At 48.1% G+C, this 26,503-nt stretch carries 17 protein-coding genes; 2 read left to right on the plus strand and 15 right to left on the minus strand.

Features of this window, described 5'->3' with window-relative positions:
- Positions 1–73: 73 nt before the first annotated feature.
- The 12 genes from MHH92_RS27020 to uvrB form a co-directional block, all read right to left on the minus strand.
- On the minus strand, positions 74–949 hold the full coding sequence (locus MHH92_RS27020; protein WP_076328773.1) for a phosphatidylinositol-specific phospholipase C/glycerophosphodiester phosphodiesterase family protein: 876 nt from the start codon (positions 947–949) through the stop codon (positions 74–76).
- 134 nt (positions 950–1,083) lie between these two features.
- A complete protein-coding gene (gene rfbD, locus MHH92_RS27025; protein WP_340907169.1) occupies positions 1,084–1,965 on the minus strand; it encodes a dTDP-4-dehydrorhamnose reductase in 882 nt (293 codons plus the stop codon).
- The gene (gene rfbB / locus MHH92_RS27030) at positions 1,962–2,987 is read right to left on the minus strand and encodes a dTDP-glucose 4,6-dehydratase (RefSeq protein WP_076328771.1); all 1,026 of its coding nucleotides are present in this window, start codon (positions 2,985–2,987) and stop codon (positions 1,962–1,964) included. Before rfbB ends, rfbD begins: the two co-directional genes overlap by 4 nt.
- A 54-nt stretch (positions 2,988–3,041) precedes the next feature.
- Positions 3,042–3,590: a dTDP-4-dehydrorhamnose 3,5-epimerase gene (rfbC, locus tag MHH92_RS27035; RefSeq protein WP_340907170.1), complete on the minus strand. Its 549-nt coding sequence runs from the start codon at positions 3,588–3,590 to the stop codon at positions 3,042–3,044.
- A 181-nt stretch (positions 3,591–3,771) separates the two neighbouring features.
- Entirely contained in the window at positions 3,772–4,650 is an 879-nt protein-coding gene (gene galU / locus MHH92_RS27040; protein WP_340907171.1) for a UTP--glucose-1-phosphate uridylyltransferase GalU, read from the minus strand.
- Between the two features lie 75 nt (positions 4,651–4,725).
- On the minus strand, positions 4,726–8,376 hold the full coding sequence (locus MHH92_RS27045) for a DEAD/DEAH box helicase (RefSeq protein ID WP_340907172.1): 3,651 nt from the start codon (positions 8,374–8,376) through the stop codon (positions 4,726–4,728).
- 110 nt (positions 8,377–8,486) lie between these two features.
- Complete coding sequence (locus tag MHH92_RS27050; RefSeq protein WP_340907173.1) at positions 8,487–11,000, minus strand: U32 family peptidase; 2,514 nt, start codon at positions 10,998–11,000, stop codon at positions 8,487–8,489.
- A gap of 327 nt (positions 11,001–11,327) precedes the next feature.
- Positions 11,328–13,223 (minus strand): stalk domain-containing protein, encoded by a 1,896-nt coding sequence (locus tag MHH92_RS27055; RefSeq protein WP_340907174.1) that lies wholly within the window; start codon positions 13,221–13,223, stop codon positions 11,328–11,330.
- 43 nt (positions 13,224–13,266) lie between these two features.
- Entirely contained in the window at positions 13,267–14,436 is a 1,170-nt protein-coding gene (locus MHH92_RS27060) for a S1C family serine protease (protein ID WP_047840633.1), read from the minus strand.
- 466 nt (positions 14,437–14,902) lie between these two features.
- Positions 14,903–15,115 carry a hypothetical protein gene (locus tag MHH92_RS27065; protein ID WP_017692026.1) on the minus strand — a complete coding sequence of 71 codons (213 nt, stop codon included), beginning with the start codon at positions 15,113–15,115 and terminating at the stop codon, positions 14,903–14,905.
- 337 nt (positions 15,116–15,452) lie between these two features.
- Positions 15,453–18,311: an excinuclease ABC subunit UvrA gene (uvrA, locus tag MHH92_RS27070; protein ID WP_340907175.1), complete on the minus strand. Its 2,859-nt coding sequence runs from the start codon at positions 18,309–18,311 to the stop codon at positions 15,453–15,455.
- Positions 18,312–19,174: 863 nt separating this feature from the next.
- Entirely contained in the window at positions 19,175–21,166 is a 1,992-nt protein-coding gene (uvrB, locus tag MHH92_RS27075; RefSeq protein ID WP_340907176.1) for an excinuclease ABC subunit UvrB, read from the minus strand.
- A gap of 169 nt (positions 21,167–21,335) precedes the next feature.
- Between uvrB and MHH92_RS27080 the strand changes: the two genes are divergently transcribed.
- Positions 21,336–22,133: a flagellar motor protein gene (locus MHH92_RS27080; RefSeq protein ID WP_340907178.1), complete on the plus strand. Its 798-nt coding sequence runs from the start codon at positions 21,336–21,338 to the stop codon at positions 22,131–22,133.
- Entirely contained in the window at positions 22,117–22,959 is an 843-nt protein-coding gene (locus MHH92_RS27085) for a flagellar motor protein MotB (protein WP_340907179.1), read from the plus strand. The genes MHH92_RS27080 and MHH92_RS27085 overlap by 17 nt, the downstream gene beginning before the upstream one ends.
- 100 nt (positions 22,960–23,059) lie before the next feature.
- Here the strand turns inward: MHH92_RS27085 and MHH92_RS27090 are convergent, their stop codons facing one another.
- From MHH92_RS27090 to MHH92_RS27100, 3 genes are read right to left on the minus strand one after another with little or no spacing between them, the layout of a single operon-like run.
- Entirely contained in the window at positions 23,060–24,238 is a 1,179-nt protein-coding gene (locus tag MHH92_RS27090) for an ABC transporter permease (protein WP_340907180.1), read from the minus strand.
- The gene (locus MHH92_RS27095; RefSeq protein WP_340907181.1) at positions 24,231–25,427 is read right to left on the minus strand and encodes an ABC transporter permease; all 1,197 of its coding nucleotides are present in this window, start codon (positions 25,425–25,427) and stop codon (positions 24,231–24,233) included. Before MHH92_RS27095 ends, MHH92_RS27090 begins: the two co-directional genes overlap by 8 nt.
- 13 nt (positions 25,428–25,440) lie before the next feature.
- The gene (locus MHH92_RS27100; protein WP_340907183.1) at positions 25,441–26,376 is read right to left on the minus strand and encodes an ABC transporter ATP-binding protein; all 936 of its coding nucleotides are present in this window, start codon (positions 26,374–26,376) and stop codon (positions 25,441–25,443) included.
- Positions 26,377–26,503: the final 127 nt, after the last annotated feature.

Genomic DNA, 26,503 nt, shown 5'->3' on the forward strand with positions numbered 1-26,503 from the left:
TAAACTAAGTCTAAGTCAGCAGGCAGCGAGTGTCAATGTTCGTATAAAAAGGGGAACAGAAAAACATGTATTTTTACGGTTTCCAGGCAAAACGTGTATTCATCTCATCCAGTTCCTGCTCCGTCAGCACGTCAGAGTATACCCCGTACACGCCCCATTTCTCATAGTTAGCCACCTGTTCAGTGTCGTTGATGGTGTGCACGTAGGTGACAGAACCTGCACTATTCAGCTTGGCGACGAAATTCTGGTTTACTTTATATTCCGGCATAGTCACGGCATCAATATCATTCTTTTGCACAAAATCAACAACCTGAGCTTCTGTATCCTGTGTGGCATATAACGTATAGATAATGGAAGGGAATGCATAGACTTCTTTCACCGTTTCGAGCATCGGTTCGTTATAAATCTGTACAACCACCCGATCCAGCACGGAGGGATCATGTTCTTTAGCTGCATCCACCAGGGACTGTAACACCTGCTGAATATCCTCATCCTTCTGTTCCTTGGTGTCGGTTACGATATACATATCCGGATACTCGGCCAGTACATCTATAATGCCATCAGCATCCATGGGTTGATACATGCCTAAAATAGGCGTATTCATAAATTCATCATGTGTCAGTGCCCCGGCTTGTCTATCCTCCGGAAGCTGTTCGTCCTGTCCTAGCATTTTGCTCATATTAGCGGTCCATTCATGTCTGGCTACGGCTTTGCGATCCGAGGTTAACATAAAGTCGATCTCAAATACACGTGTGCCTTTCTCGTAATTGGCAATCATCGCTTCATAGGCGTTGGTATATGGTTGATCACGAATGCTGCCCATCGCATGGGCGATTAATCTATAGGCGGTAAATCCGTCCCGTTGTTCCTCACTCTCGCTTTCATAGGCGAAAAAGAGTGTGCCCACGGTAACGATCAGTAGTATTAACACGGCGGCAATGCGTTTCATATCACATTCACATCCTCAGTACCTTTTTGTTAGCTAACTACCCGAATTGATGAGGTGCAAAACAAAATAGCCGCCCGAGGCGGCTGTTAAATGGTGGGTGCAGTTTGGGAATAAAGCAGAGACCCTCCACATGCTCAGTCCTTTTGCTGTACACTCCACTCTTTCAAAAACGCAATCAGTGCCTCACGCCAAGGTCTCAGAGGTTCCAGACCGTTCGTTCGAATCGCCAGATGATCCATCACCGAGTATGCAGGACGAGGGGCTGGACGCGGAAACTGATCCGTTGTGCATGGCGTAAGTTCGGCTGCAGGCTCGAACCCACTCTGCTTATTGGCTTCTTCTTTTATTGCCTCTGCAAACTCGTACCATGTGCAAGTCCCTGAATTAGAGGCATGATAGATGCCATACTTTTCACTTATGGAAAGGATATGAATGAATCGGGCAAGATCAACCGTATAGGTAGGCGAACCTTGTTGGTCATGAACAACTTGCAGTTGTGGACGTTTTTCCATAAATTCCAGCATGGTTTTGACAAAATTACTGCCATACACGCCAAACACCCATGATGTTCGAATGATAAACCATTGCGTACAAAAACTTTGAACCAGCCGTTCCCCGGCAAGCTTCGACTTGCCATATACACTCTGCGGATTCGTTACATCGTACTCGTGGTAAGGTGTACTCCCGCTCCCATCAAATACATAATCGGTACTGATATATACCAGTTTTGCTTTCACTTTCTCGGCGGCAACCGCGATATTTCTAGTACCTGATGCATTAATTGCGTATGCTGTATCCTCATCTACCTCAGCCTGATCGACCGCCGTGTAAGCAGCGCAGTGAATAATGATGTGAGGCCGGAAGGTTGTAATCATATCTGTGCACTGCTGTTGATCGGTAATATCCATCTGGTTTTTGTCACAGGCCAATACCTGATGACCCTCTGCTTGAAAGGTCTTCACCACATCATAACCCAGCTGTCCTGCCGCGCCAGTCACCATAACTCTATAGTTCATTTGGACGAATCACCCATCCGCTTACCGTACTGAAGCTGAACATAGTCCTGATATGTGCCTGATTGAATTCTAGTCCACCAATCTTGATGTTTCAGATACCACTGGATCGTCTCCTTGATCCCTGTCTCAAAATTGTGTGCAGGTTGCCATCCGAGCTCTGTACGTATCTTGGTAGGATCTATACCATAACGTCGGTCATGTCCCAATCGATCCTGTACATATTGAATCAAACTCGCCGGTTTACCCAGTTGTTCCAATACGCTCTCCACAATGTATATATTGGTACGTTCATTATTACCACCAATGTTGTATACCTCTCCAGATTGACCATTATGAATCACCAAATCAATCGCGCTGCAGTGATCCTCGACATAAAGCCAGTCACGAATATTGAGGCCGTCACCATATACTGGAATGGCTTCATCATTTAATGCACGGGATATAATCAGCGGAATCAGTTTCTCCGGGAATTGAAAAGGCCCGTAGTTATTAGAGCAACGTGTAATATTTACAGGCAGTCCAAAGGTTTCGTGATAAGCTCTTACGAGTAGATCCCCGCCAGCTTTACTTGCAGAGTACGGACTGTTTGGCATCAGAGGTGTATCTTCAGTAAATAAACCTGTTGCACCCAATGATCCATATACCTCATCCGTCGATACCTGAACAAATTTGGTGACCTGATACTTCTTTGCCGCATCCAGCAGAACTTGAGTACCCATCACATTGGTACGCACAAAGATATCCGGGGACAGAATACTTCGATCCACATGAGACTCGGCAGCGAAATTCACAACCACATCGATGCCTTGAGAAAAAACAGCTTCCATCTGCTGTACATCTGCAATATCTGCCTTGATGAAGGTATATCGGGGATTGGACTCTACCGTATGCAAATTCTCCAAGTTCCCTGCATACGTTAATGCATCCACATTGATAATTTCATAACTCGGATGTTCACGAAGCATATATAACACAAAGTTGCTGCCGATAAATCCGGCCCCACCCGTAACCAGTAGTTTCATGCTGTCTCTCTCCCTCTGCCTCCAGATACCGAAGTATCTGAAAAGTCTGATTAATTAGTCGAAATTCAGTTCAGCATCTTTCAGTAGAGGATGCTTCTGATCCTTCTCCGATAATATAGGTTTCGTCACAGGCCAATCAATGGCGAGCGCCGGATCGTTCCACAAAATTCCACGATCATGTTCAGGCGAATAATAGGCGTCTACCTTATAAGTTACCAGGGAATTAGGCACCAAGGTACAAAATCCATGAGCAAATCCTTGAGGAACAAGTAGTTGCCGCTGGTTGTACTCACTTAGAATGACACTTTTCCATCGGCCAAAAGTAGGGGATGAGCTGCGGACATCCACAATCACATCATATATAGCCCCTGATATAACCCTCACCAATTTAGTCTGTGCTTTGGGCTGAAGCTGATAATGAAGCCCACGCAGAACACCTGCTTCAGCCGACAAGGATTGATTGTCCTGAATAAAGACGTGCTGTATCCCCTGTTCATGCAGAACCTGCTCATTATAACTCTCCATAAAATATCCACGGTGGTCACCATTAACCTTGGGTTCCAATATAGCAGCGCCATCCATAAACAGCGGAAGTACCTTCATGACATCCCTCCGTTTTGCTGTTGACATCATTTCTTCATATTGACTATGTATATGTAAAGTGTCGGGTATATGTTTGTTCATTGGCCTGTATAACCCTCATATTTACTCTTCCATAAAATAAATTAAAGCCCAGCCGCGATATCATTCTTCGGCTGGACTTCAAGGGCATGCGGAAAACCATTTATTGATCCTTTACGACCTGTTCCAAATACTTTAAGAGATCTTTCCGTAGATCCGGGCGCTGCAACGCGTAATGAATCGATGTCTCAATAAAACCTAACTTCTCGCCGACATCATGACGGAGTCCATCAAAATGATATGCGAGAATCTGCCGCTGTTCATTCAATCGGGACAAGGCATCCGTGAGTTGGATTTCTCCCCCGACACCAGCAGATTGTTGACCCAGGATCTCGAAAATATCCGGTGTAAGAATGTAACGTCCCATAATAGCAAGGTTCGAAGGGGAATCTTCGGTCTTTGGTTTCTCAATTAAGCGGCGGGCACGAAAAACACGTTCATCGGTAGGTGTCAGCAACTCTCCGTCCACTATCCCATAGCGTGATACCTCGCTCCAATCAACAGGCTGTACACCAACAATCGGAGATTGCAGTTCATCGTAGACATCGATCATCTGCTTCAGACAGGGATGTTCCGCTTCTACAATATCGTCCCCTAACAGGACGGCAAAAGGCTCGTTGCCGATAAACTTGCGGGCACACCAGATGGCGTGACCAAGTCCCTTCGGTTCCTTTTGACGGATATAATGGATATCTGCCATTTCGGAGGGTTTGCGTACTTCGTTAAGCAAGTCCCACTTCTGTTTGTCCGCCAGATTCTGCTCCAGCTCAAATGAATAATCGAAGTGATCTTCAATAGCCCGCTTCCCTTTACCTGTCACAATAATGATATCTTCAATGCCCGAAGCTACGGCTTCTTCAATAATGTACTGGATCGTTGGCTTGTCCACGATGGGCAGCATTTCCTTAGGCATCGCCTTGGTGGCAGGCAGAAACCGGGTACCCAGCCCTGCGGCTGGAATAATTGCTTTGCGAATTTGCATACGAACCCACTCCTTATGCTAGATACATATTTTAATATATTTAATGATTCTGAGAGCTACGATGCTTGGACTCCATTATACCATCAACAATTCGCGGATATCCTGTTCGGATAAGGTCGTCGATCCCCCGTCTCCCGGTTCGATTACTTCGGCAATCAAGTCCTTTTTCCGCTGCTGGAGTTCCAAAATCTTCTCTTCGATTGTACCTTCGGTAACCAAGCGAATAACCTGTACCACCTGTTTCTGTCCCATACGATGGGCACGGCCAATCGCCTGTTCTTCCACCGCGGGATTCCACCACAGATCATATAATATAACGGTATCTGCCCCTGTTAAGTTTAATCCGGTACCTCCAGCTTTCAGGGAGATTAAGAACAGTTCAGCTTCGCCCTCATTAAATCTGTGACACATCTCGACCCGGCTCTGAGCAGGGGTCTGACCATCGAGGTAAAATAGGTTTCTTCCCTGTGCCGCAAGGGTCTGACGAATCAGGTTCAACATGCTCGCAAATTGGGAGAAGATGAGGATTCGTTTGCCTGCAGCCAAACAATCCTCGACCGTTTCAAGCAACTGTTCCATTTTCCCGGAATCTCCTTGATATCCTTCCACAAAGAGGGCCGGATGACAACACAACTGACGCAAGCGCGTGATGCCAGCCAAAATTTTGATGCGATTCTTCTGGAATCCGTTATCCTCCATATCCTTCGATGCTTCATCCTGAAGTTGGGAAAGATATGCGGCGTACAATTTCTTCTGTTCAACCGTAAGCTCTGACCGCTGTACCGTTTCAATTCGATCAGGCAATTCTTCCAACACATCCTTCTTCAGGCGGCGCAGAATAAACGGACGCACCATCCGGGAGATCCGTTCCGGAGGAAGGTCGCGGAATCTTCTGTAACTTGGAAACAGCCCTGGGAATACCGCTTCAAAAATGGACCACAATTCATCCAGCGAGTTCTCCACAGGTGTTCCTGTGAGTGCAAAACGACGCGGGGCCTGAATTTGTTTGACTGCCTGCGCGGTCTGAGAAGAAGCATTTTTGATTGCCTGAGCTTCATCCAGAATGAGCGTATGAAAGGTTCGGCCCAGGTAGGTATCCAAATCCCGTCTCAACAGAGGATACGACGTCACAATCACATCTGCCTCATCCATTCCAGAAAGCATGCTGGCTCGTTCTTCTTTCTGACCTGCGGCAATCAGGACTTTCAGATGCGGGGCAAACCGTGCAAACTCATTAGCCCAGTTATAGGTTAGCGAGGCAGGCGCCACGACAAGTACCGGGGGATGAATGACCCTCGTTCGGATTGTCAGTCCATCCTGCTGCATCGTGGACCATAGGCCATCCGTATTCTCTGAATCCATCTTATCCAATGGGAGCCCAGTTTCGGAATCAATGTTGGAAGTCGCCAACGTTTCACCGCCCCGTAATGATCCGCTCTCCCGGTATTTATCAACGCCCGTATAGTCCATATTGTAGTCGGGCTTCTCCTGAAGAACCGCTGTGATATAGGCGATACTTTGCAACGTTTTGCCAAGTCCCATATCATCCGCCAGAATGCCGCCAAAACGATAATAAGCGAGGGTACGCAGCCACTGGTATCCACTGTTCTGATAATCCCGCAGGATGTGGGTCAGTGTCTCTGGCAATGCAAAATCCATCCGTTCGGGATCTCGCAGATCATCAAGGAAACGTTTCAGGGAGCCTCCCCACTTCACATGACCGGAAACTTCATCCCTGCCTGGCAATTGTAACGCCCGAACAGCTGGCAGCCGGATATGGCTGCTCTTGATGTCATCTGCTCCAAGTCCCAGTGAATCGGCCATATGAGCGAAACTGTCTGCACCTTCATTTTCAAGCGACAGAAAGATACCGCTCTTGAGACGGAAATACGGTTTCTTTTCCACAATTCGACGCATGAGTTCTTGAAGCTCCTGCTCGTCCACACCTTCCATCTCGAATGAAATCTCCAGCCAGTCCTGTCCTCTCCCCAAATCTGCTCGTACTTTCGGCGGTGTTGGATAGGATTGCGCCATGGCCTTCACGGCGTTTGGCATATAGATGTCTACCTGTTTTTCAAGCTCAGGCAACAGATGATACATAACATCATAGATCGCATCTTCCCGTTCGCTCGCCCAGACACTACCATCACGTTCCAGGAAAGAACGATCGAGCCGTTCAATGAGATTCCGTTCTTTGTATCGATCACGCACCAAAATAACCTTTTTCTCTTCTTCATCTATTAAATACTCTGCAAGCGGATTAATAACCATGACCTCATAGTCGAATTCCAGACGCGCTGTAATACGTTCACGATAGAAGTCGATGTACAGCTTCGGTGAAAGTTTCGGTTCCGCGATCTGTTCACGCACCTGTGAATCAATGGACAGATGTCCGAGCGTACGCAGTTCTGGTACGACATGCTGTACGAATTCATCCACCTGCTGGGTCGAAATATCAATGCTTTCCTTGATCCCATATGAGGTAAGTGCTCCACTCAAGTCCTCCAGACTTCGCATCTGCATCGGCTCCAACATGTGCAACTGCCCTTCCACCACAGCGGCATCATAAGCAGGGAGAAGAATCAGCTCACGCAGTCCAGAAATTTCAAGCTGATATCCTTCATTCGCTCCCTGGGCGATCCGGTAAAATAAAGGAAGTACCCCCTCACCCAGTGTGAGTGGTCCATTAGCAAATCCCGTGCCCTCCATCCGGCTGTCAGCCTGTAGCAACAATTCCAGCAGCGGCTTCCATACGAGAGGAGCAATCAATATATCCCGTCCGTCCGAAGCTCCCAGATAACCGGAGATGGATTGGCGATAGGCCTCCTCACTCTGTCTCATTCGAATAAGCATCGAGAGAATGGCCTGATCCTGCGGAGTGAAAACATGCATCAATGGATCATAGTGGAACAGTTTGGTAAATGACATGGGCTCGCCCTTCTCGATACAGTTCAGGAATTGCTTCACTTTCTGCACCACATACAGACGTTTGTTACCCACTTTCAGTTCAAGAGCGAGTTTCCCACCACCCTTGTGAACTTGTATCAGCTTGCATATAAACTGAACCTGCAATTCTTCCCGCAGGGAGGAACGGCTGACAGGGGCAGTGTATTTACGATCATTTCCATGCAGCGGTCTCCGATCCTTGGCAAACATGGACAGAATCTGATCCGCCGTACGGTAAGAAGGTTTATCTGCCGAGCGGCCCCAACCCGAAGCTGAGCTTGGACGACCTGCTTGGGCAAAGTGAACAGGTGGACGCTCTGGAGCATCATTCCGTTGCTCACGTTGTGAAGCAGACTGTGGTCGCTCCCACATGCTCTCTTCCACCAAAGTCCCAACCCTGGACTTGGAACCTGAGCTGGAACTGGTATTGGCTCCTTGGCCTGTAGCAGGTTGAGGAGGCTTCCCAGAAGCAATCAAGGCATTACGCTCCTGCTGCTCACCCCATTCGTGAATAGCCAACAGGACAGCAGCGACATGTTTGCAATAGTCATAATGCCTGCCGTCACCCGGACAACTGCAGCCTGCCACAATCTCACCTGATCCATCTATATCCACCGTCACCTGATAGCGCTCCGATCCACGTACCTGTGCTTCAAAATGAAGCTGATCCTCACTAACCACCAGATTAGTCACCCTGCCAGATTGGTTATAATCTTCTCCGCGCTTGAATGCCGTGACCCCGCACAGCAATTTGATATCCATAATTGTGAATGGCGCCACGCTTCTTCGCCTCCTGTGTCATGATGTAAAAAAACCCCAAGAGCTCCGTAAAGCAGAGATTGGGGTTGCTTCATGCTTGATTGTAAATGTTGATGTAAAATACAATCTGTTTATTTCACCAATTGACCACGTGTAACGCCCAGTTGGTTCGTTGCTTTGAGTGTTTTCCAAACTTGTGTACCACTGATCTCGCCGCGCAGTGCGCGGTTGTATAGATCGATAACTTCGCGTACCTGCTCAGGTGTCTCTTCCAGGAACTCCACACGGTAACGGGATACACCCAGATCCATAAAGTTGGTCAGATACTCGGCACCTGACTGTTCCACTGCATTGTATACCGTATTACGGCAACCTTCATCCACACGTACCGGGTGGGACATACCGATCCGGTCTTGCAGTGATGCACGCTGTTCCTCACAAGGACGGCCACAGTTCGTAAAGTCCGTTCCTTCACTCATGAACGTACAATACACACAGTGCTCGGTGTGGAACATCGGCAGATGCTGGTGGATAACCACTTCGGTTTGACTTGTACGAGAGTGGCCCAGCAAATCAACCATTTGTTGAATGTTCAGGTCATAGGATGGCGTGATCCAGTCACATCCTGCTTCCAGGAACAATTCAACTGCTTTGTGATTGGCGATGTTCAATGAGAAGTCGCCGATCAATTCCGGGTGCTTCGCATCCGGGTTCTCCATCCGGTGACGCAGGTAGAAGTACAGTGCGCCTGTATTACGTACCAATACCGCATCCGGCTTCAGACGCAAGATGTTGTTATGATATCCGTTCTCCCCAGGCATGTGAATACGCGGTGTTGCCAGCGCGATCTTGCGACCAGCGGCATGCACAGCTTCCACGGCTGCCGGGAACTGTTTGATAAACTCGAAGTCGGCATAGATCATGCCGATTCCCGCTTCAATCGCTGCCTCCACTTGTGGCAGGCTACGACAGAGCGCGGTCAGCTCTGCTTGACCGCGAGCGACTGGCGATGCCGGTTTAACCGAATCGCCGTACACATCTACCGCCCGTTTCACGTAGACGGGTGGTTTAGGACGCTCGCCCGCGAGTTGTTCTACCGCCTGACGGCGGATGTTATTCAACTCGCGCATTGGGATGATGACGTCACCGTGCAGATTGATGTCGATTCCTTCCAGTTGGAACACTGTGCCTCCCAGACGACCGAACTGCTCTTCGAGCAATTCATGTGTCATTGGACGTTTCTGGGCGATGTCCAGTTCCATCTCGGAATCAATCCGGACGGTCGTGCCTTTCTGCACATCTGTCCACCATGTGCTAAGCGGCTGCCCCGGGCTGCCGATGACCTTCACCTTCACCGGGAATACACGGTACGGCTTCTCGGTCTCGAAGCTTTGACGCAGACGTTTGTCCAGCGCCGGGTCATTCGTTTTCCACACTTTGTCGCCAACTTTCACGCGACGCAGATCTACGTCACTGCGACCTGGCACAACGTCAACGATCCAGCCCTCTTCGGCTTCGCCTTCGAGTTTTACGCCTTTGCGACGTACATCGTATACACGTCCGCCCTCTTCCTTCTGAGTCGGGTCTCCGGCGTCAAATACGATCCCATCTCCACGTTTCACGGGTGCATCCAGCTTCAGGACCACACCATCGCGCAACACTTGATCCACACGACCGAGGTAGACACCACGGCTTTTCGGGAACGTTCCATCCACCAGTTCTTTGTTGTTTGTCCCGCTGAGGAAACCATGCGTGAATCCACGGGAGAAGCTTTGCTGCAATTCGCGAACTTCTTCCTTGCTTGGCGGTGTGTTATCTCCATCAAAATAACGGTCAATCGCTTTGCGGTATTTGCTTACTACGTTTGCTACGTATTCTGGCGTTTTGAGACGTCCTTCAATTTTGAAAGAAGTTACTCCTGCTTCGATCAGTTCCGGCATCAGATCAATCGCTGCCAGATCCTTCGGAGACAACAGATAAGCTACATCACCCATCGGTTTGTGCACCCCATCCACCATCAGATCGTATGGAAGACGACAAGCTTGTGCGCACTCTCCGCGGTTCGCCGAACGTCCTCCCCACATTTCGGAAGTGAGACATTGACCCGAGTAGGATACACACAGCGCACCGTGCACAAATACTTCCATTGGAAGTTTCGCCTGCTCACCGATCTTCTGGATCTGCTTCAGGTTGTTCTCCCGTCCCAGAACGACACGTTCCATATCAAACGGCTTCGTAAACTCGACCGCTTCCGGGGACGTAATCGTCATCTGTGTAGAACCGTGAATCGGGAAATCCGGCGAGATTTCGCGGATCATCTTCACCAAACCCAAATCCTGAACAATTACAGCGTCCACACCTGCATCGACACAAGCGTCAATCAGTTCTTTGGCATCCGTCAATTCATTTTCAAAAATCAATATATTAAAGGTCAAAAAACCTTTTACGCCATAACTGTGCAAAAACGCCATTATCTCCGGCAGCTCGTCCATGCGGAAATTGTTCGCCCGTGCCCGTGCATTAAACTTTTCGACTCCGAAGAAAATTGCATCTGCGCCATTGGCTACCGCCGAACGCATACAATCCCAGTCACCAGCCGGTGCCAGAAGTTCAACGTCTTCTCTTCGTATTGTTGCTGTTTTCATGTAGATCCTCCCCATAACCGGCTATCCGCCGGATTTCATCCCTATATCCTTAAACGCCTGAACAAACTAAGCCTAAGACTGCACCTTATCGGGTACACCTGCATTGTCACGGTATTACAATATCTATCTATTATGTCTGTATTGCCTGAACTCCAAGCTTACAGTCATCCTATTCATCAGATCAGTAGTCATAACTCCTGAACTAGTATAGTGTACCACTTCTGCACCGACTCTTCTACGTTTTCCTGAAAAAACCGTTTACCATTTTCATTTCCAGTACAACGAAAAAAAACCGAAAGGTCTTTTGACCCTCCGGCTCCACTACATTTATTTAATAAATGTAAATGAGTTCACTGCTTTTTCCAAGGCTGCCGCCTGAACTTCTGTCTTGTTGGCATCATTCAGCCCACTTGTGATCGTATAGGTTGTTCCATCCTTCTCAAACACGATCTGACGACCCGCATATGGCACGCCTTTGTCCAGCTCATGATACGTAAAGGAAAATGCAGGCACACCCGCAAACGTCAGCTCTTCACTGCCAAGCAACTTGAAGTTCTTACGGGTTTTGGTGGCTTCGGCATAGGCTTCTCTCAATTGGCTGACCGTCATCTCGATCGACTTGTCTTCGCTCGCCGCAATGGAGAATTCTCCGCCAGTAAAGGTGTACACCACAGGTGAATATTCGAATCGATCACTATACGGCGTCCAGTAACGCGGAATATCTACACTGTATTTATAACGTTTGGACGTACGTGTAAGTGTCTTCGTTTTGTCTGTCAAATAAGGATCTTCATCCAGCTGACCGAAATTATCGGCAACCGTATCAAAATCAATCTCCACACTCTTCATAATTCGTTCGAACCATGTCCGATCTGCAACCTGCTCCTCAGGGAACGTATACTCTGCATAATATCGATACCCATTCTTCTGCAAAAGAACATCGAACTCGGTCTGCCAGCCCCCGCCAAAGTTATAACGGAATTCATTCACCTCGGCAGTCTCTCCCGAGATATCCATCGTATATGAATCAATTGGCTCGTAACTCTCTGGTGTAAATGTCTCGCGCATCCACTTATCCAGTTGGCCGCTCCAGTCTTTTACCGTAGTACCTGCCTTCGCCGATGTGACACGCCATTGCAGATATGCACCATCCTTGGCTTCATAGATCATCTGATTGTTATCCATAGACCAGCCTGCAGGAATCTTCAATTCAATACCATAGTCATCGTTCCACGCGGAGCGCATGCCATTATCTACGGTGGACAGATCCTTGATCGTTCGATCCGACTCTGCATAGGTTGGCTGGAATGAATTGAGTAGCGCTGCACGTTTGCCCAGATCTTTATAATTCAGGGCTTCGTAATCCGCGAGGTACACATCATATTGACGGCCTTCGCTCAGATACTGACGCATCTCCCATAACATGCCGTCTACATCCTTCACGATAATCCGTGCATAAGGTGTTTTGCCTTTCGACACCGCTTGACGATCCAGCACCGTATCTCCCGATTGTTTGGCCTCCTGGACGAGTTGCTGCAACAAATCATCCGCATCCAGAGCCACATCCTGATCGCTGACATACACTTCAAGATAATAACTGTTGTCCGCAGTGCCAAAAGTCATCATGCGCTCCTGCTCACCGGTCTGGAAAACTATAAGGTCTGCCGGGTAGTTAATGGACCAACCGTAAAAACTGTTACCAATTCTGGTTTTGCCTTCATCCGGATGAATGCCATCCTCGTCATCCACCGAATCATCGGTTTGCAACAGACGAATGACCATTTCTCCGGAGCTAGTCGGAGCTAGCGTCGCCCCGATACCGGCAGCAACCGGACGAAGTGGAACCATAAGTACACCATTCACCATCTTGGGAGCGGCACCCATCTCATGTTTTACACCATCCACCCAGGCAATTGAACTGCCAATCGTTAGAGTCACGGTGTGCGGGCCTTCCTTGATTTTGACGACATCATTTTTCTCCAGCCGGATTTCACTGCCAAATGCTTTCTTGAACACTCCCACAGGCACCATCGTAACACCCTTGAACTTGTAAGGTTTGGCTATGGCCTGCTTATCGCCGTTAATGTAGGCGCTCGTGCTACCCGCTTTCACCCGTAGTTCACTTGTCGTCAGATCAGATGCCCATACAGGCAATGCCGCGCCAATGGTCAGCATCCCGGTTAATACACCTGTGCTTAGCACACGTATCCATGACTTTTTCATTCCGTTCTTTCGTCCTCTCTCCATCCGGGCTGATCGCCGGGCTTTATTGTTCTTCATCTGCAAGGAACGCTTCATCTTCCTCGTCTACGATGTCTGCGCGATCAGCAAGCACCAACGTGCGGGTGACGATATCGCCATCCGATTGCATCAACAGCTTTACCTTTTGCCCAGGCAGATACTTTTTGAGCAACTCATTGATATCCACTACTGAAGAGACACGTGTGCCCGCAACACTGTAAAGGACATCGCCCTCTTTGATTTTGGCTTTCTTGGCTTCTGGAGACAGTACGCCCGTAATCGTTAAGGGATCATCTGTAGGCAGCCCCACAATTGCAGACCAACTTTCCTCCAGCTGTAGCCCCAGACTTGCACGTTTTATTTTGCCATATTTAAAAAACTGATCGATGATATATTGAACGGTATCCACCGGAATCGAAAATCCCAAACTCTCTACGCCGACCGCAGAAAATTTCATGGAATTGATACCAACCACTTCACCCTTCAGGTTGACCAGTGGTCCTCCGCTATTTCCTGGGTTAATGGCCGTGTCGGTCTGAATCAACCGGTAGGTCGCCTCAACACCACGATTCAAGCCGCTAATTACCCCTACCGTTGCCGAGTTGCGCAAAGAAAAGGAAATCGGCGTACCCAAGGCGATCACCGTTTCTCCAACAGTAGTTTGTGAAGCTTTGGCAAAGCTCGCCGGTTTGAGTGATTTGGCATTGATTTTGATTAGCGCCAGATCACTGAGTGCATCACTGTATGTTTTCGTAATTTTGTATGTATTGCCATCCGTCGTTACGACCACCGGATTCGTTAATCCGTCGACCACATGTGCATTCGTTACAATCCATCCATTGGACCGGATAATGACACCTGTACCATGTGCAAGATTATAACGGTCGTCTGATGTTGCACCGTCCTGCACTTCGGTAGATTTCCCAATAATACCTACGACCGAAGGAGATACCTTTTCGATCACTTTGGGAATGGCTTCACTTCCCTTGTACGTGTACGTTCCTGATTTGGCATCATATTGTCCACTTCCACCAACTGCCTTGAGCAGATCCTTGGTGTTCACATAGACTTGACCGTCTACCACTTTCGCTTGCATCGCCGCTTTGGATTCAGCTGCACCGGCCGTTGCCGCTACACTAATCGAGAGTACAGCAGCCATCAGAATGGCTATCCCCTTTTTACCCAACACGCTCATATTCTCACCTGACCCTCTCTATACATCCTTCTTGCGCGACTCGACATCGGATTCATCGCTGAATCTATTCTCTCTCTCTTTCTCTCATCTGCAATTCCGGTATCCCTCAATGTATCATACAGAATCTGGATATACAATTGTTTTAAGTCCTATTTTAGTAGAGAAGATAGAATCCTGTTCAATCGTTTCAGTATAAATGAAAAAAACACCCTCCATGTCTCTCTGGAAGGTGTTCGTCTGTACCTCTTTTAGAGGTTGTTCAAAAAGTCCGCTTTTGATTACGAAGGATGCCTAGTGGCATCATCAGCATCGAATATAGAATTCAGCCGAAATGTCCGTTGCTCACGTAGTTCTCCCTACGCTCCGCTACTCCATTTCTAGCTTCATCCCATCTTCTCGGTACTGAAAAACGATCTTTTTGAACATGCACTATTGGCTTAAATTACATTTAAATTCTGCGGCATTCCTACTGAGCAAACCAACCCGTTATCATCGCATAGTCTGTCATCAGAAATACCAGTAGGCTGACTACTGCAAATCCGATCGCAAACAGATTTTTCTTCGGTGCCCGAAGAAGCCGAACAACTCCGATGAAAATCAGGATCGTAAATAAGATGACAAAAATATCAAATGCATTAAAATTCGATGTACTCGCCGTGGCAGCTTCTGCAAACAGCATGGATAGACAGACCTCCTTACCATAGTTGAACAGCTAACGCATACCCTAATATCTTCCTCTATGTTATCTGTACCCTGCTTGTAATGCAAGCCCTATCATCCATAAAAATGAAAAAAAGACAATTTGGCCGAATATTCCTGTAACGCTCGTCGCAATGCATATGTAAACACTTTCACGAAATAACCTTAGTCCAAAGGAAACACCGTGCATACTTCATAATGAAAGCCCTTCTTCTCAGAAGCAGAGCACATTAGATCGTAATCCAACGTCTTTACCTTTTCGAGAAGAAGGGCGAATACTGCCACTTCATATTGATATAACTACTGGTTAGAGGACCTTAGTCCACCAACTGCAGTGCCTTGCTCCGCTCGGTATCCCTCTCCAGAACCGGCTTCAAGTACTTGCCGGTATAAGAAGCTTCCACTTTAACGATATCCTCAGGTGTTCCGGTTGCAACAATGGTACCTCCACCGCTACCGCCTTCTGGACCCAGATCAACAACATAGTCTGCCGTTTTGATCACATCCAGGTTATGCTCGATCACTAACACCGATTCCCCGGAATCAACCAGACGGTGCAATACGTTCAGCAAACGATCGATATCATCGACATGCAAACCGGTAGTCGGCTCATCGAGGATGTAGATGGTTTTCCCTGTACTGCGGCGATACAGCTCGGAAGCAAGCTTCACACGCTGGGCTTCACCACCAGACAATGTGGTTGCAGGTTGTCCTAGGTTAATATAGCCCAGACCCACATCCATCAGTGTCTGCATTTTACGATGGATCTTCGGAATGTTCTCGAAGAATTGGGTTGCATCTTCAACCGTCATTTCCAGCACATCGGAAATATTTCTGTTTTTATATTTCACTTCAAGCGTTTCCCGGTTGTATCGTTTGCCTTTGCAGACTTCACAAGGAACATAGACATCCGGCAAGAAGTGCATCTCGATTTTGATAATGCCGTCTCCACGGCAGGCTTCACAACGTCCACCTTTGATATTAAAACTGAACCGGCCTTTCTTGTATCCACGTACCTTGGCTTCGTTCGTCTGAGCAAACAGATCCCGGATATCATCAAAGACACCGGTATACGTAGCCGGGTTGGAACGTGGTGTCCGCCCGATTGGCGACTGGTCAATATCGATAACTTTATCGATATGCTCCAGACCACGAATCTCTTTATGTTGACCCGGACGTACCCGAGCACGGTTCAGATCACGTGCCAGCGTTTTGTAGAGGATCTCATTGATCAATGTGGATTTACCTGAGCCAGACACACCCGTTACCGCAGTAAATACACCTACAGGAATCTTCACATTCAGATTCTTCAGGTTATTTTCTTTGGCTCCGCGTACTTCCAACCAACGGTCTCCTACACTTCTACGTTCTGTACGAATCGGAATGAATTTGCGCCCACTCAGATATTGACCGGTTAAGGAGTTCTCATCGTTCATGATCTCCTCCGGTGTACCCTGTGACATGATGGTACCTCCGTGGATACCTGCACCTGGGCCAATATCAATAATGTAGTCGGCAGCCATCATCGTATCTTCATCATGTTCAACCACGATCAGCGTGTTACCAATGTCTCGCATGTGCGCAAGTGTTGAGATCAGACGGTCATTATCCCGTTGATGCAAGCCAATACTCGGCTCATCCAGAATATACAGCACACCCATCAGGCTGGAACCAATCTGTGTAGCCAGTCTGATCCGCTGAGCTTCCCCACCAGACAATGTTCCGGCAGCACGACTCAGTGTAAGATAATCCAGACCAACATTCACCAGGAAGCCGAGACGACTGTTGATTTCTTTCAGAATAAGCTTGGCAATCGTCTGCTCTTTCTCACTCAATTCCAATGAATCGAAGAATCGGCCAGCTTCACCAATGGACAAACTAGTCACATACGCCATGTTGTGATCATTAATCGTAACTGCGAGACTTTCCCGTTTCAGACGCTGACCTTTACATGTACCACAAGGCTTCGCACTCATGTAACCCTCAATAAACTCACGGATACCTTCAGATGCTGTATCCCGGTAACGACGCTCCAGGTTATTCACGATACCTTCGAAGGTAACCAGTGCTTCCTTCCGTTGTCCAAAATCATTCTCATAGCGGAAACGGATTTTCTCCGTACCTGTACCCTGTAACAACTTGTTCATCTGCTCAGCCGGCAGATCTTCGACAGGTACATTTTGCGGAATGTTGAGGTGCTCACTTACCGACTTCAGGAACTGCGGATAATAGGTGGATGTGCCACCTGTCCAAGCATCAAAAGCTCCATCTTCGATGGTCTTAGTCCGATCCGGTACCAGCAGATCAGGGTCAACGATCATTTTGACGCCTAACCCATCACAATCCGGGCAAGCCCCGAAAGGGCTATTAAATGAGAACATCCGCGGTGCCAGCTCTTCAATACTGAATCCGCACACCGGGCAGGCAAAGTTGGAACTAAAGCGCAGCTCTTCTTCGCCCATAATGTCCACCAGGAGTTGTCCACCGGACAAATTAAGTGCCGTTTCAATGGAGTCCGCCAGACGCGCCTGTACATCATCCTTAACAACGATCCGGTCAACAACCACTTCAATCGTATGCTTTTTATTTTTCTCCAATTGAATATCTTCTGACAGGTCACGCAGTTCCCCGTTTACCCGTACACGGACAAAGCCCTGCTTGGACACATCAGCAAATACACTTTTATGCTCGCCCTTACGGCCCGAGATAATGGGTGCCAAAATCTGCAACCGGGTACGCTCTGGATATTGCATAATGCGGTCAACCATTTGTTCTACGGTCTGGGAACTAATCTCCACGCCATGGTCAGGACAATGTGGATGGCCCACACGTGCAAACAACAGGCGCAGGTAATCATAAATTTCGGTCACGGTTCCTACTGTGGAACGTGGGTTACGGCTTGTTGTTTTCTGATCTATTGAAATGGCAGGAGATAATCCTTCGATGGAATCCACATCCGGTTTCTCCATCTGTCCCAGAAACTGCCGTGCGTAAGCTGACAATGATTCTACATAACGCCGCTGTCCTTCGGCATAGATCGTGTCAAAAGCCAGCGAGGACTTGCCTGAGCCACTCAGGCCGGTCAATACAACAAAGCGGTCACGCGGGATGGTAATGTCGATATTTTTCAGGTTATGCGCTCGTGCGCCTTTAATGACAATGTTATCGCTCGCCAATAGTATTCATCCTCTCAGTGTGTTAATCCAAACCTTTAAAGGCTTTTCGATCCCTCCCAAACCCTCCCTTCCAAGGGAGGGCCCCAGAGGGCGCAGCCCTCTGGACACCCGAAACAAACGGTGCAACGGTGAGGGGTCGGGTCTTGCTATGTGAAGGGTTGTCGTGTGCCCGCGGCTCCGTATAAGGTTCCGGCTCATTGCCGGAACCTTATACGGCCGCTCTACTGCGAGGGTGCGCTCTCGGCTTCGCCACGTTCGCGACAGGTCGCCATTGCCTTCGGCTCGGCTCCAAGGTCAATACCGGGACGCTCTCGGCTTCGCCACGTTCGCGTCAGGTCGCCATTGCCTTCGGCTCGGCTCCAAGGTCAACACCGGGACGCTCTCAGCTTCGCCTTGGTCGCGACAAGGTCGCCATTGCCTTCGGCTCGGCTCCAAGGTCAATACCGGGGACGCTCTCGGCTTCGCCTTGATCGCGTCAGGTCGCCATTGCCTTTGGCTCGGCTCCAAGGTCAACACCGGAACGCTCTCGGCTTCGCCTTGGTCGCGACAGGTCGCCATTGCCTTTGGCTCGGCTCCAAGGTCAACACCGGAACGCTCTCGGCTTCGCCTTGATCGCGACAGGTCGCCATTGCCTTTGGCTCGGCTCCGAGGTCAACACTGGGGCACTCTCGACTCCCAATTGCTTTCCTATAAACCTTTTAACCAATTTCAACATTTCTATCAGTATAGACTTGATTTCAAGATTTCAACATCTCTAAATATCGGTAGATATCAACGATTTCCTTACTCAACAAGAGAACGGCCAATTGGCCGTTCTCTTGTTACAGATCCATCTTCACTGGAGCATATGAATGAGCTGTATCTTATTCAGCGCGAAGTTCCAGCAACGCATCGCGAAGCTCGGCAGCACGCTCAAACTGCAAGTTTTTGGCTGCATCTTTCATCTCTACCTCTAGGCGCTGAATAAGCGCCTGGCGATCTTTCTTCGACATCTTCTCGGCTGCGCCTGTAAGATAGTCTTTCTTGGATTCGGCAACTTTCGTTGCCTCAATCACATCACGCACTTTTTTGCGAATCGTCTGTGGTGTAATTCCATGTTTCTCGTTGTACTCGATCTGGATTGCACGACGACGCTCTGTTTCCTTTATTGCTTTATCCATCGAATCCGTTACTTTGTCACCGTATAGAATAACGCGACCCTCGCTGTTCCGTGCCGCACGACCAATCGTTTGGATCAGTGAGCGTTCGGAACGCAGGAATCCTTCCTTATCAGCATCCAATATAGCGACGAGGGAAACTTCGGGCAGATCGAGACCTTCCCGGAGCAAGTTGATTCCGATTAGGACATGGAAAACGCCCAATCTTAAATCACGTAAAATCGCCATCCGTTCCAACGTTTTGATCTCGGAGTGCAGATAACGAACCTTAATTCCAACTTCCTTCAGATAATCCGTAAGGTCCTCGGACATCTTCTTCGTTAATGTTGTGATCAACACACGCTCGTCTTTGGCAATCCGGTCGTTAATCTCACCAATCAAGTCATCGATCTGTCCCTTCGTTGGACGCAGTTCGATAATTGGATCAAGCAAACCGGTTGGACGGATAATCTGTTGCACCATCGTATCGGTATGCTCGATCTCATACGGGCCTGGTGTGGCCGATACATAGATGATCTGATCCATCTTACCTTCGAACTCTTCGAATTTGAGCGGACGATTATCCAGCGCTGATGGCAGACGGAAACCGTGCTCAACCAATACCGTCTTCCGCGCTTGGTCACCATTGTACATCGCACGGATCTGTGGCAAAGTCACGTGAGACTCATCGACCACGATCAACATGTCATCCGGGAAGTAATCCATCAGTGTGTATGGGGTATCGCCACGTTCGCGGAAAGTCAGTGGACCGGAATAGTTCTCAATCCCCGAACAGAATCCAACTTCCTTCATCATCTCGATATCGTACCGTGTGCGTTGCTCCAGTCGCTGAGCCTCCAGCAGTTTCCCCTGTTCACGCAACACTTCAAGACGCTCCTCCAGTTCACGCTCAATGTTCACCAGCGCAACCTTCATTGTCTCTTCTTGCGTTACGAAGTGAGACGCCGGGAAGATGGCAATATGTTCACGTTCACCAATCAGTTCTCCGGTTAACACATCAATCTCCGTAATTTTCTCGATCTCATCACCGAACAATTCAACCCGAATTGCATGTTCACCCTTGGAGGCAGGGAAAATCTCAACAACATCCCCACGAACACGGAACGTCCCCCGCACAAAGTTAATATCATTTCGCTGATACTGGATCTCTACCAGACGGGACAAAATCTGATTGCGCGGTTTCTCCATGCCTACCCGAAGTGACAGCAACATGCTTGAATACGAGTGCGGTGAACCCAAACCATAAATGCAGGAAACACTCGCTACAATGATGACGTCCCTGCGCTCAAACAACGAACTTGTCGCTGCGTGCCGCAGTTTGTCGATCTCTTCATTAATACTTGAATCCTTCTCGATATACGTATCGGAGGACGGGATATATGCTTCTGGCTGAAAATAATCGTAATAACTGACGAAATACTCAACCATGTTATTAGGAAAAAAATCTTTGAACTCACTTGCAAGCTGCGCTGCCAACGTTTTATTGTGTGCAATAATCAGCGTCGGACGTTGCAGTTGGGCTATCGTCTGGGCTATCGTAAATGTCTTACCCGTACCCGTTGCACCCAGCAGCGTCTGGTATCTCTTCCCCTCCTGAACACCCTTCACCAATTCTATAATGGCTGCAGGCTGATCACCTTGGGGAGAAAACTCTGACTCGATTTCGAACGTTTTGTCGCTCATTGTAATATCGCTCATTGCCGTATCTCACCCTATCGTCTAAAATAATAGTCACTATATATTGTCGAAGTTCCCCGAATTTTCATATGGGAAAACTTATAGTAATAGGAATATTTGTTCCCGTTTAATTATACCTCGTTCGTTTTAGTGATGCAAACGTGAAATGAAGATAGGAGTGGGTTAATTTATGGATATTGCGACACTTATCGGTATTATTGCCGGAATTGCCGCAGTCATTAGCGGTTTTTTGTGGGAAGGCGGCCAATTGTCTGGTCTCCTGCAAAAAACGGCTGCTTTAATTGTATTCGGTGGAACGATTGCTGCTGTGGTTGCCAGTTTCCCGGCGCATCGCCTTCGTACGATTCCAGCTGCCCTGCGTATGGCTTTTGGACGTAACAATAATGATTCAGGCTTGTGGGTTGAAGAACTGGTGGAGATGTCTTCAATCGCACGCCGCTCAGGTGTACTTGCATTGGAACGCAAGGTTATGGATCATCCGCATCCATTTTTGCAAGACGGTATCCAGATGGTTGTTGATGGTACCGATCAGGATGTGGTTCGCCAGATCCTGGAGATGGAGATCGATTCTATTGAACAAAAACATGAGGGTTACGCCAAAATATTCGAATCCGCTGGTGGGTACGCTCCAACCATGGGGATCATCGGAACCGTGATGGGACTTATACAGGTGCTTGGCAGTTTGACCGATCCAACCGGACTCGGACCTGCCATTGCTGTTGCCTTTACCGCAACCCTGTATGGGGTCGCCAGTGCCAATCTTATCTTTTTGCCCGTTGCCTCCAAGATCAAATCCAGAGGTGCCGATGAAGTGCAGACCATGGAAATGCTTCTCGAAGGTGTACTTGCCATTCAGAACGGTGAGAATCCCCAGCTTGTACGCAAAAGACTGGAGTCTTTCACCCTTACGCATCGTCAGCATATACGCCCCCTAGCAAAGGAGGGATTGGATGAGTCGGCGCAGTAAACGGCGCGGAAAACGTGAAACTATCGATCATCGGGATCGCTGGATGATTACTTATGCCGATCTCATAACTCTGCTTTTGATCTTTTTTGTCATCATGTATGCCATGAGCAATCTCGATTCCGGTAAATATGACGTCGTTACTCAATCGTTACAAAATACATTTAATGCGTCCGACTCTATCCTTGAGCTTGGTGAGGGACTCGGCGAGAAACCCGGTCAAACGATTACAGAGACTCCACCATCCGAGGTGCAGGGTGAAGATCCTTCAAAAGGTGAAGGAAACCCTTCCGATACCGGGACTGCAACACCAGATGATGACAACAAGCCCCTCACAGAACGGGAAGAACAGTTCAGATCACAGGAGCAGGAATTGCAAAATCTGTTCAATGTGATTACCCAATATATCGAGGATAATAAACTGGAAAATCAGATTTTTGTTGCGGACAAGCCACAGGGCCTATCCATTACCCTCAGTGACCGCTTCCTGTTTGATCAGGGACAGGCCGCTCTAAAGGATGGTGCAGCACCAACGCTCAGTAAACTTGCCAGCCTGTTCCGTGATCTGAATACCGTTGTCAGCATCGAAGGACATACGGACAATATTCCGGTCGGGGCCAACTCCACGTACAAAGACAACTGGGAACTTTCTGGAGAACGTGCACTGTCTGTATTACGATTCTTTTTGGATACAGAGAAACTTAACCCGGACGGCTTCCAGTATGCCGGATATGCGGATACTCGCCCAACGGGTGACAACACCACTGCCGTCGGAAGACAAAAGAACCGTCGGGTTGAAATAACGGTCCTGCGTCAACTCCAACCTTAATCATCAATATCTCCCATAATGCATCATTACTTATGCAAAGAAAGCACGCTCTAACTGAATTCAATTCAGCAGAGCGTGCTTTCTTTTATGTCGTATTACCTTATGCCTCTACTCCTGGCTGGCTAGGGCGTAGAATCGCAGAGCCTACAGTCAGCAAAATGGCAGCCATGCCAAACAAAATCAATAGTGGCAATGTGATATCCGACAATGTACCGCCAGCAGAGATCGTCTCCACCGCCTGAATCGCCCATTTCTGTGGAACAAAGTTGGCGAGCTTTTGCATATAATCCGGCATCAACGAGATCGGCCAGAAACAACCACCTATCATACAGGTTGGCATAATGACAAGTGAATTCAGCATGTTGGCATTTTTGGAATTACGTATTAATCCTGCCACGGTACTTGCGATCCCCATGGAAACCAGCATGAATGCGGCCAAGATGATGAAATGAATGCCAAAAGGAATACCGGCATCATAATGCAGTAGCCACCTGCTGACTCCCAAAACGAGAACAATCTGAATCATGCCAATGACAAAGCTGCCGAGGAAGTTACCAAGCGCAATCTCATATGCACGGACGGGTGCCGTATATACTCTGGCCATCGTACGTTTCCTGCGATCTTCCATTATCACAGCCACTGCACTGGTCAACAGCCCCATCATAAACATGATTGTAAATCCAGTCACATTGTTCAGGCCTGGCTTGGGATAGATCTGCAGATCGGTGACTTCACCAGCGACTTGATGTTTTCCTATCTCCTGTAAAAGCTGTTCAAATGGCTTCTGTGTACTCGATAGTATATCTGTCTCACTTGAGACAGGACCTGTTGCCACCTTAACAGCTGAAGCAGATTGTAACAATCCGCTCGTCAAACCTTCAACTGCTGCTCGTAGGGTATAGGAACTTTCACTTATACGCAGTTCCACCAATTGAATTTCGGTTGGCTTTCCTTGTAACAGATCCTCCGTATAATGTGCCGGAATGATGATGCCAGAACTTCCTTTTTGCTGAGCGATGGCTTCCTTCACTTCTGCTTCGTTTGTCATCGGTTTGAGCAGATACTCCTCTTTGCCAGCAAGTTCATGAATCATCCATGTCCCTGCCACCCCTCCATCCTCATTCACATAGGGAATAACAGTACGTGTACTCTGCTCGCTTCCAAAAAGAGCAACCGCTCCTGTAACCACCAAGCAAGGCAGAAGCAGGAATGTAAAGAAGCCCATTTTACGGCCAAGTGTACGTCTAATCATCAACCAGGCGATGTGTAGACTATTCATATCGGTATCCTGCCTTTCTATAGATCAATCCTGAGATGAACAGTAATACAGCACATACCACGCCTAACATTAGAATGTTATATACAATCTCTCGTACAGGTGCATCCAGCATCATTCTCAGAAAACTTTGGAGCGCCCAGTGGTTAACCGTAAATTCGCTAAGCCGTTGTACAAAATCAATTGGAATGGGCGTGAACCCACCGCTAATAAATGTCATGGCAACGATGATACCTTGGATGGTTGCACTGGCCGATGCTGTGCTTTTGCATACCAGTGCGACGATTACACCAAGGGTCATGGAGGCCAATGTGATACATACACAAGTCAGCACAATATACCAAGGATGCGTTCCCCAATCTACACCGTAGAACCAATACGTCATAAGTATGATCGTTGTTGCTTGTAAGAAAGCGAGCAGACTATTACCTGCAATTTTGCCAGCGAAAATAACTCCATTACCTATCGGCGCAGCCTGAAGGCGAATTAACGTTTTGTTATCACGCTCTCCAAAAAGGCTGGTACTTGTTGTCATGCCTGAGTACAACATGAACATCGCCAGCATGGAAGCTGCATAGTATTGGGAGGCACTATACGCCGTACCTGTTTTACCGGGATTAGTGACAGCAATAGAGGTGGAATTCGCCGTACCAGACTCCGAAGCAGAGGCCATGGCAGCAGTCACTTCCGGACCGAACACTTTCGTAATCGCCATCTGTCTGTTCCATTCATCCGTAAAACGTGTGAACAAAGTTTCACCCAAGGTATTAAGTGTGTTGTCCTTTCCTCGTATCCACTGTAACCTGGCCTCTTTCCCCATCATCACGTTTTGCTCAAAATCCGAAGGAATCATTACAGCAAAATCCAGCTTATCGGTACGCAGCGAATGGACGGCCTCTTCTTCAGTCGTAAAGTTCTGGACCTTGACCATCTCAGCTACCGCCGGGGAATTCACGAATGTATCCAGTGCTTGATTAACCGTACTTGATCCTCCGCCAGATTCAGTGCTCAAATGGATGATTCCCACACGTACAGTATCGGGAACAACATCCTCCGCCGTACCCATTGTACTGGAAAGTGCCGTGCCCAATATAAAAATCAGTAACAACGGTAAAATAAACAGGTTCAACACCACAGATCGAATCTTAAGAATACGCCTTAATTCAAAGATGCAAATATGCCATATATTCATCTCTTGCTCCCCCCTAGTCCCGAAGCGTACGCCCGGTCAGATTGAGGAACAACGTTTCCAGATCCGGCTCTTCAACCTTGAGCGACTGAATCGCTACTTCATGTTTGCTGCAAATGAAGAGCAGATCCTGCAGATCCTGCTGTGCCGAAGGCAGCGTAATGGTCAGTGTATTCTCTGAAACGTCTACCATCCGCACACGGGGGTGAAGTTTCAGTTCTTCCACGACGTCGGGACCGATACCGGAAGTGGAGAGCACTACTTTTTCCTCCGATGCTACCCGTTCTCTCAACTCTGCTTCAGTCCCACAGGCAATAATTCGCCCCTGATCCATAATCGCAACCCGGTGACTAATCGCAGCCACTTCCTCCATGTAATGACTTGTATATATGATCGTTGAACCCATCTTGTTGAGTTTCCGTACCGATTCAAGAATATGATTCCGAGATTGCGGATCAATGCCAACTGTAGGTTCATCCATAATAATCAGATCCGGGCGATGTGTAATCGCACATGCGATGTTTAACCTGCGTTTCATACCGCCAGAGAAGGTCGAGGGGGCATCCTTTGCTTTATCCTGCAACCCTACAAACTCAAGAGACTCCTGCACTCTTTCCTTAAGCAATTTTCCACGCAGTCCATATAGTCTGGCAAAAAAGGTCACATTCTCCGCAGCAGACATGGTTTCGTATAAAGCCAGATCCTGCGGAACCAGTCCAATCTTGCGTTTCACGTCAAGCGGTCGCTCCTTGACCGATATCCCATCTAATCTGATTTCACCCTGATCGATATTCAGGAGCCCTGCAATCATGCTGATGGTGGTACTTTTTCCTGCTCCATTGGGACCAAGCAATCCAAAAATTTCGCCTTTGCCAACACTAAGGTTCAAATGATCCACGGACAGCTTGCTGCCGTATCGTTTTACTACATGATCCACTTCAAGTATACCCATCCCTTTTACGCCCCTTTTCCGTTTCGGCCTTCGCCGCTGGATTTCATAATTTTATTGTAAACGGATCGCACTCTGTAGCGAAGGTACAAAAAGTCATGAATCGAAGGTGACTTAAGTCATCTCCTGA

The organism is Paenibacillus sp. FSL M7-1414 (assembly GCF_038003195.1).
In the GTDB taxonomy this organism is placed as follows: domain Bacteria; phylum Bacillota; class Bacilli; order Paenibacillales; family Paenibacillaceae; genus Paenibacillus; species Paenibacillus amylolyticus.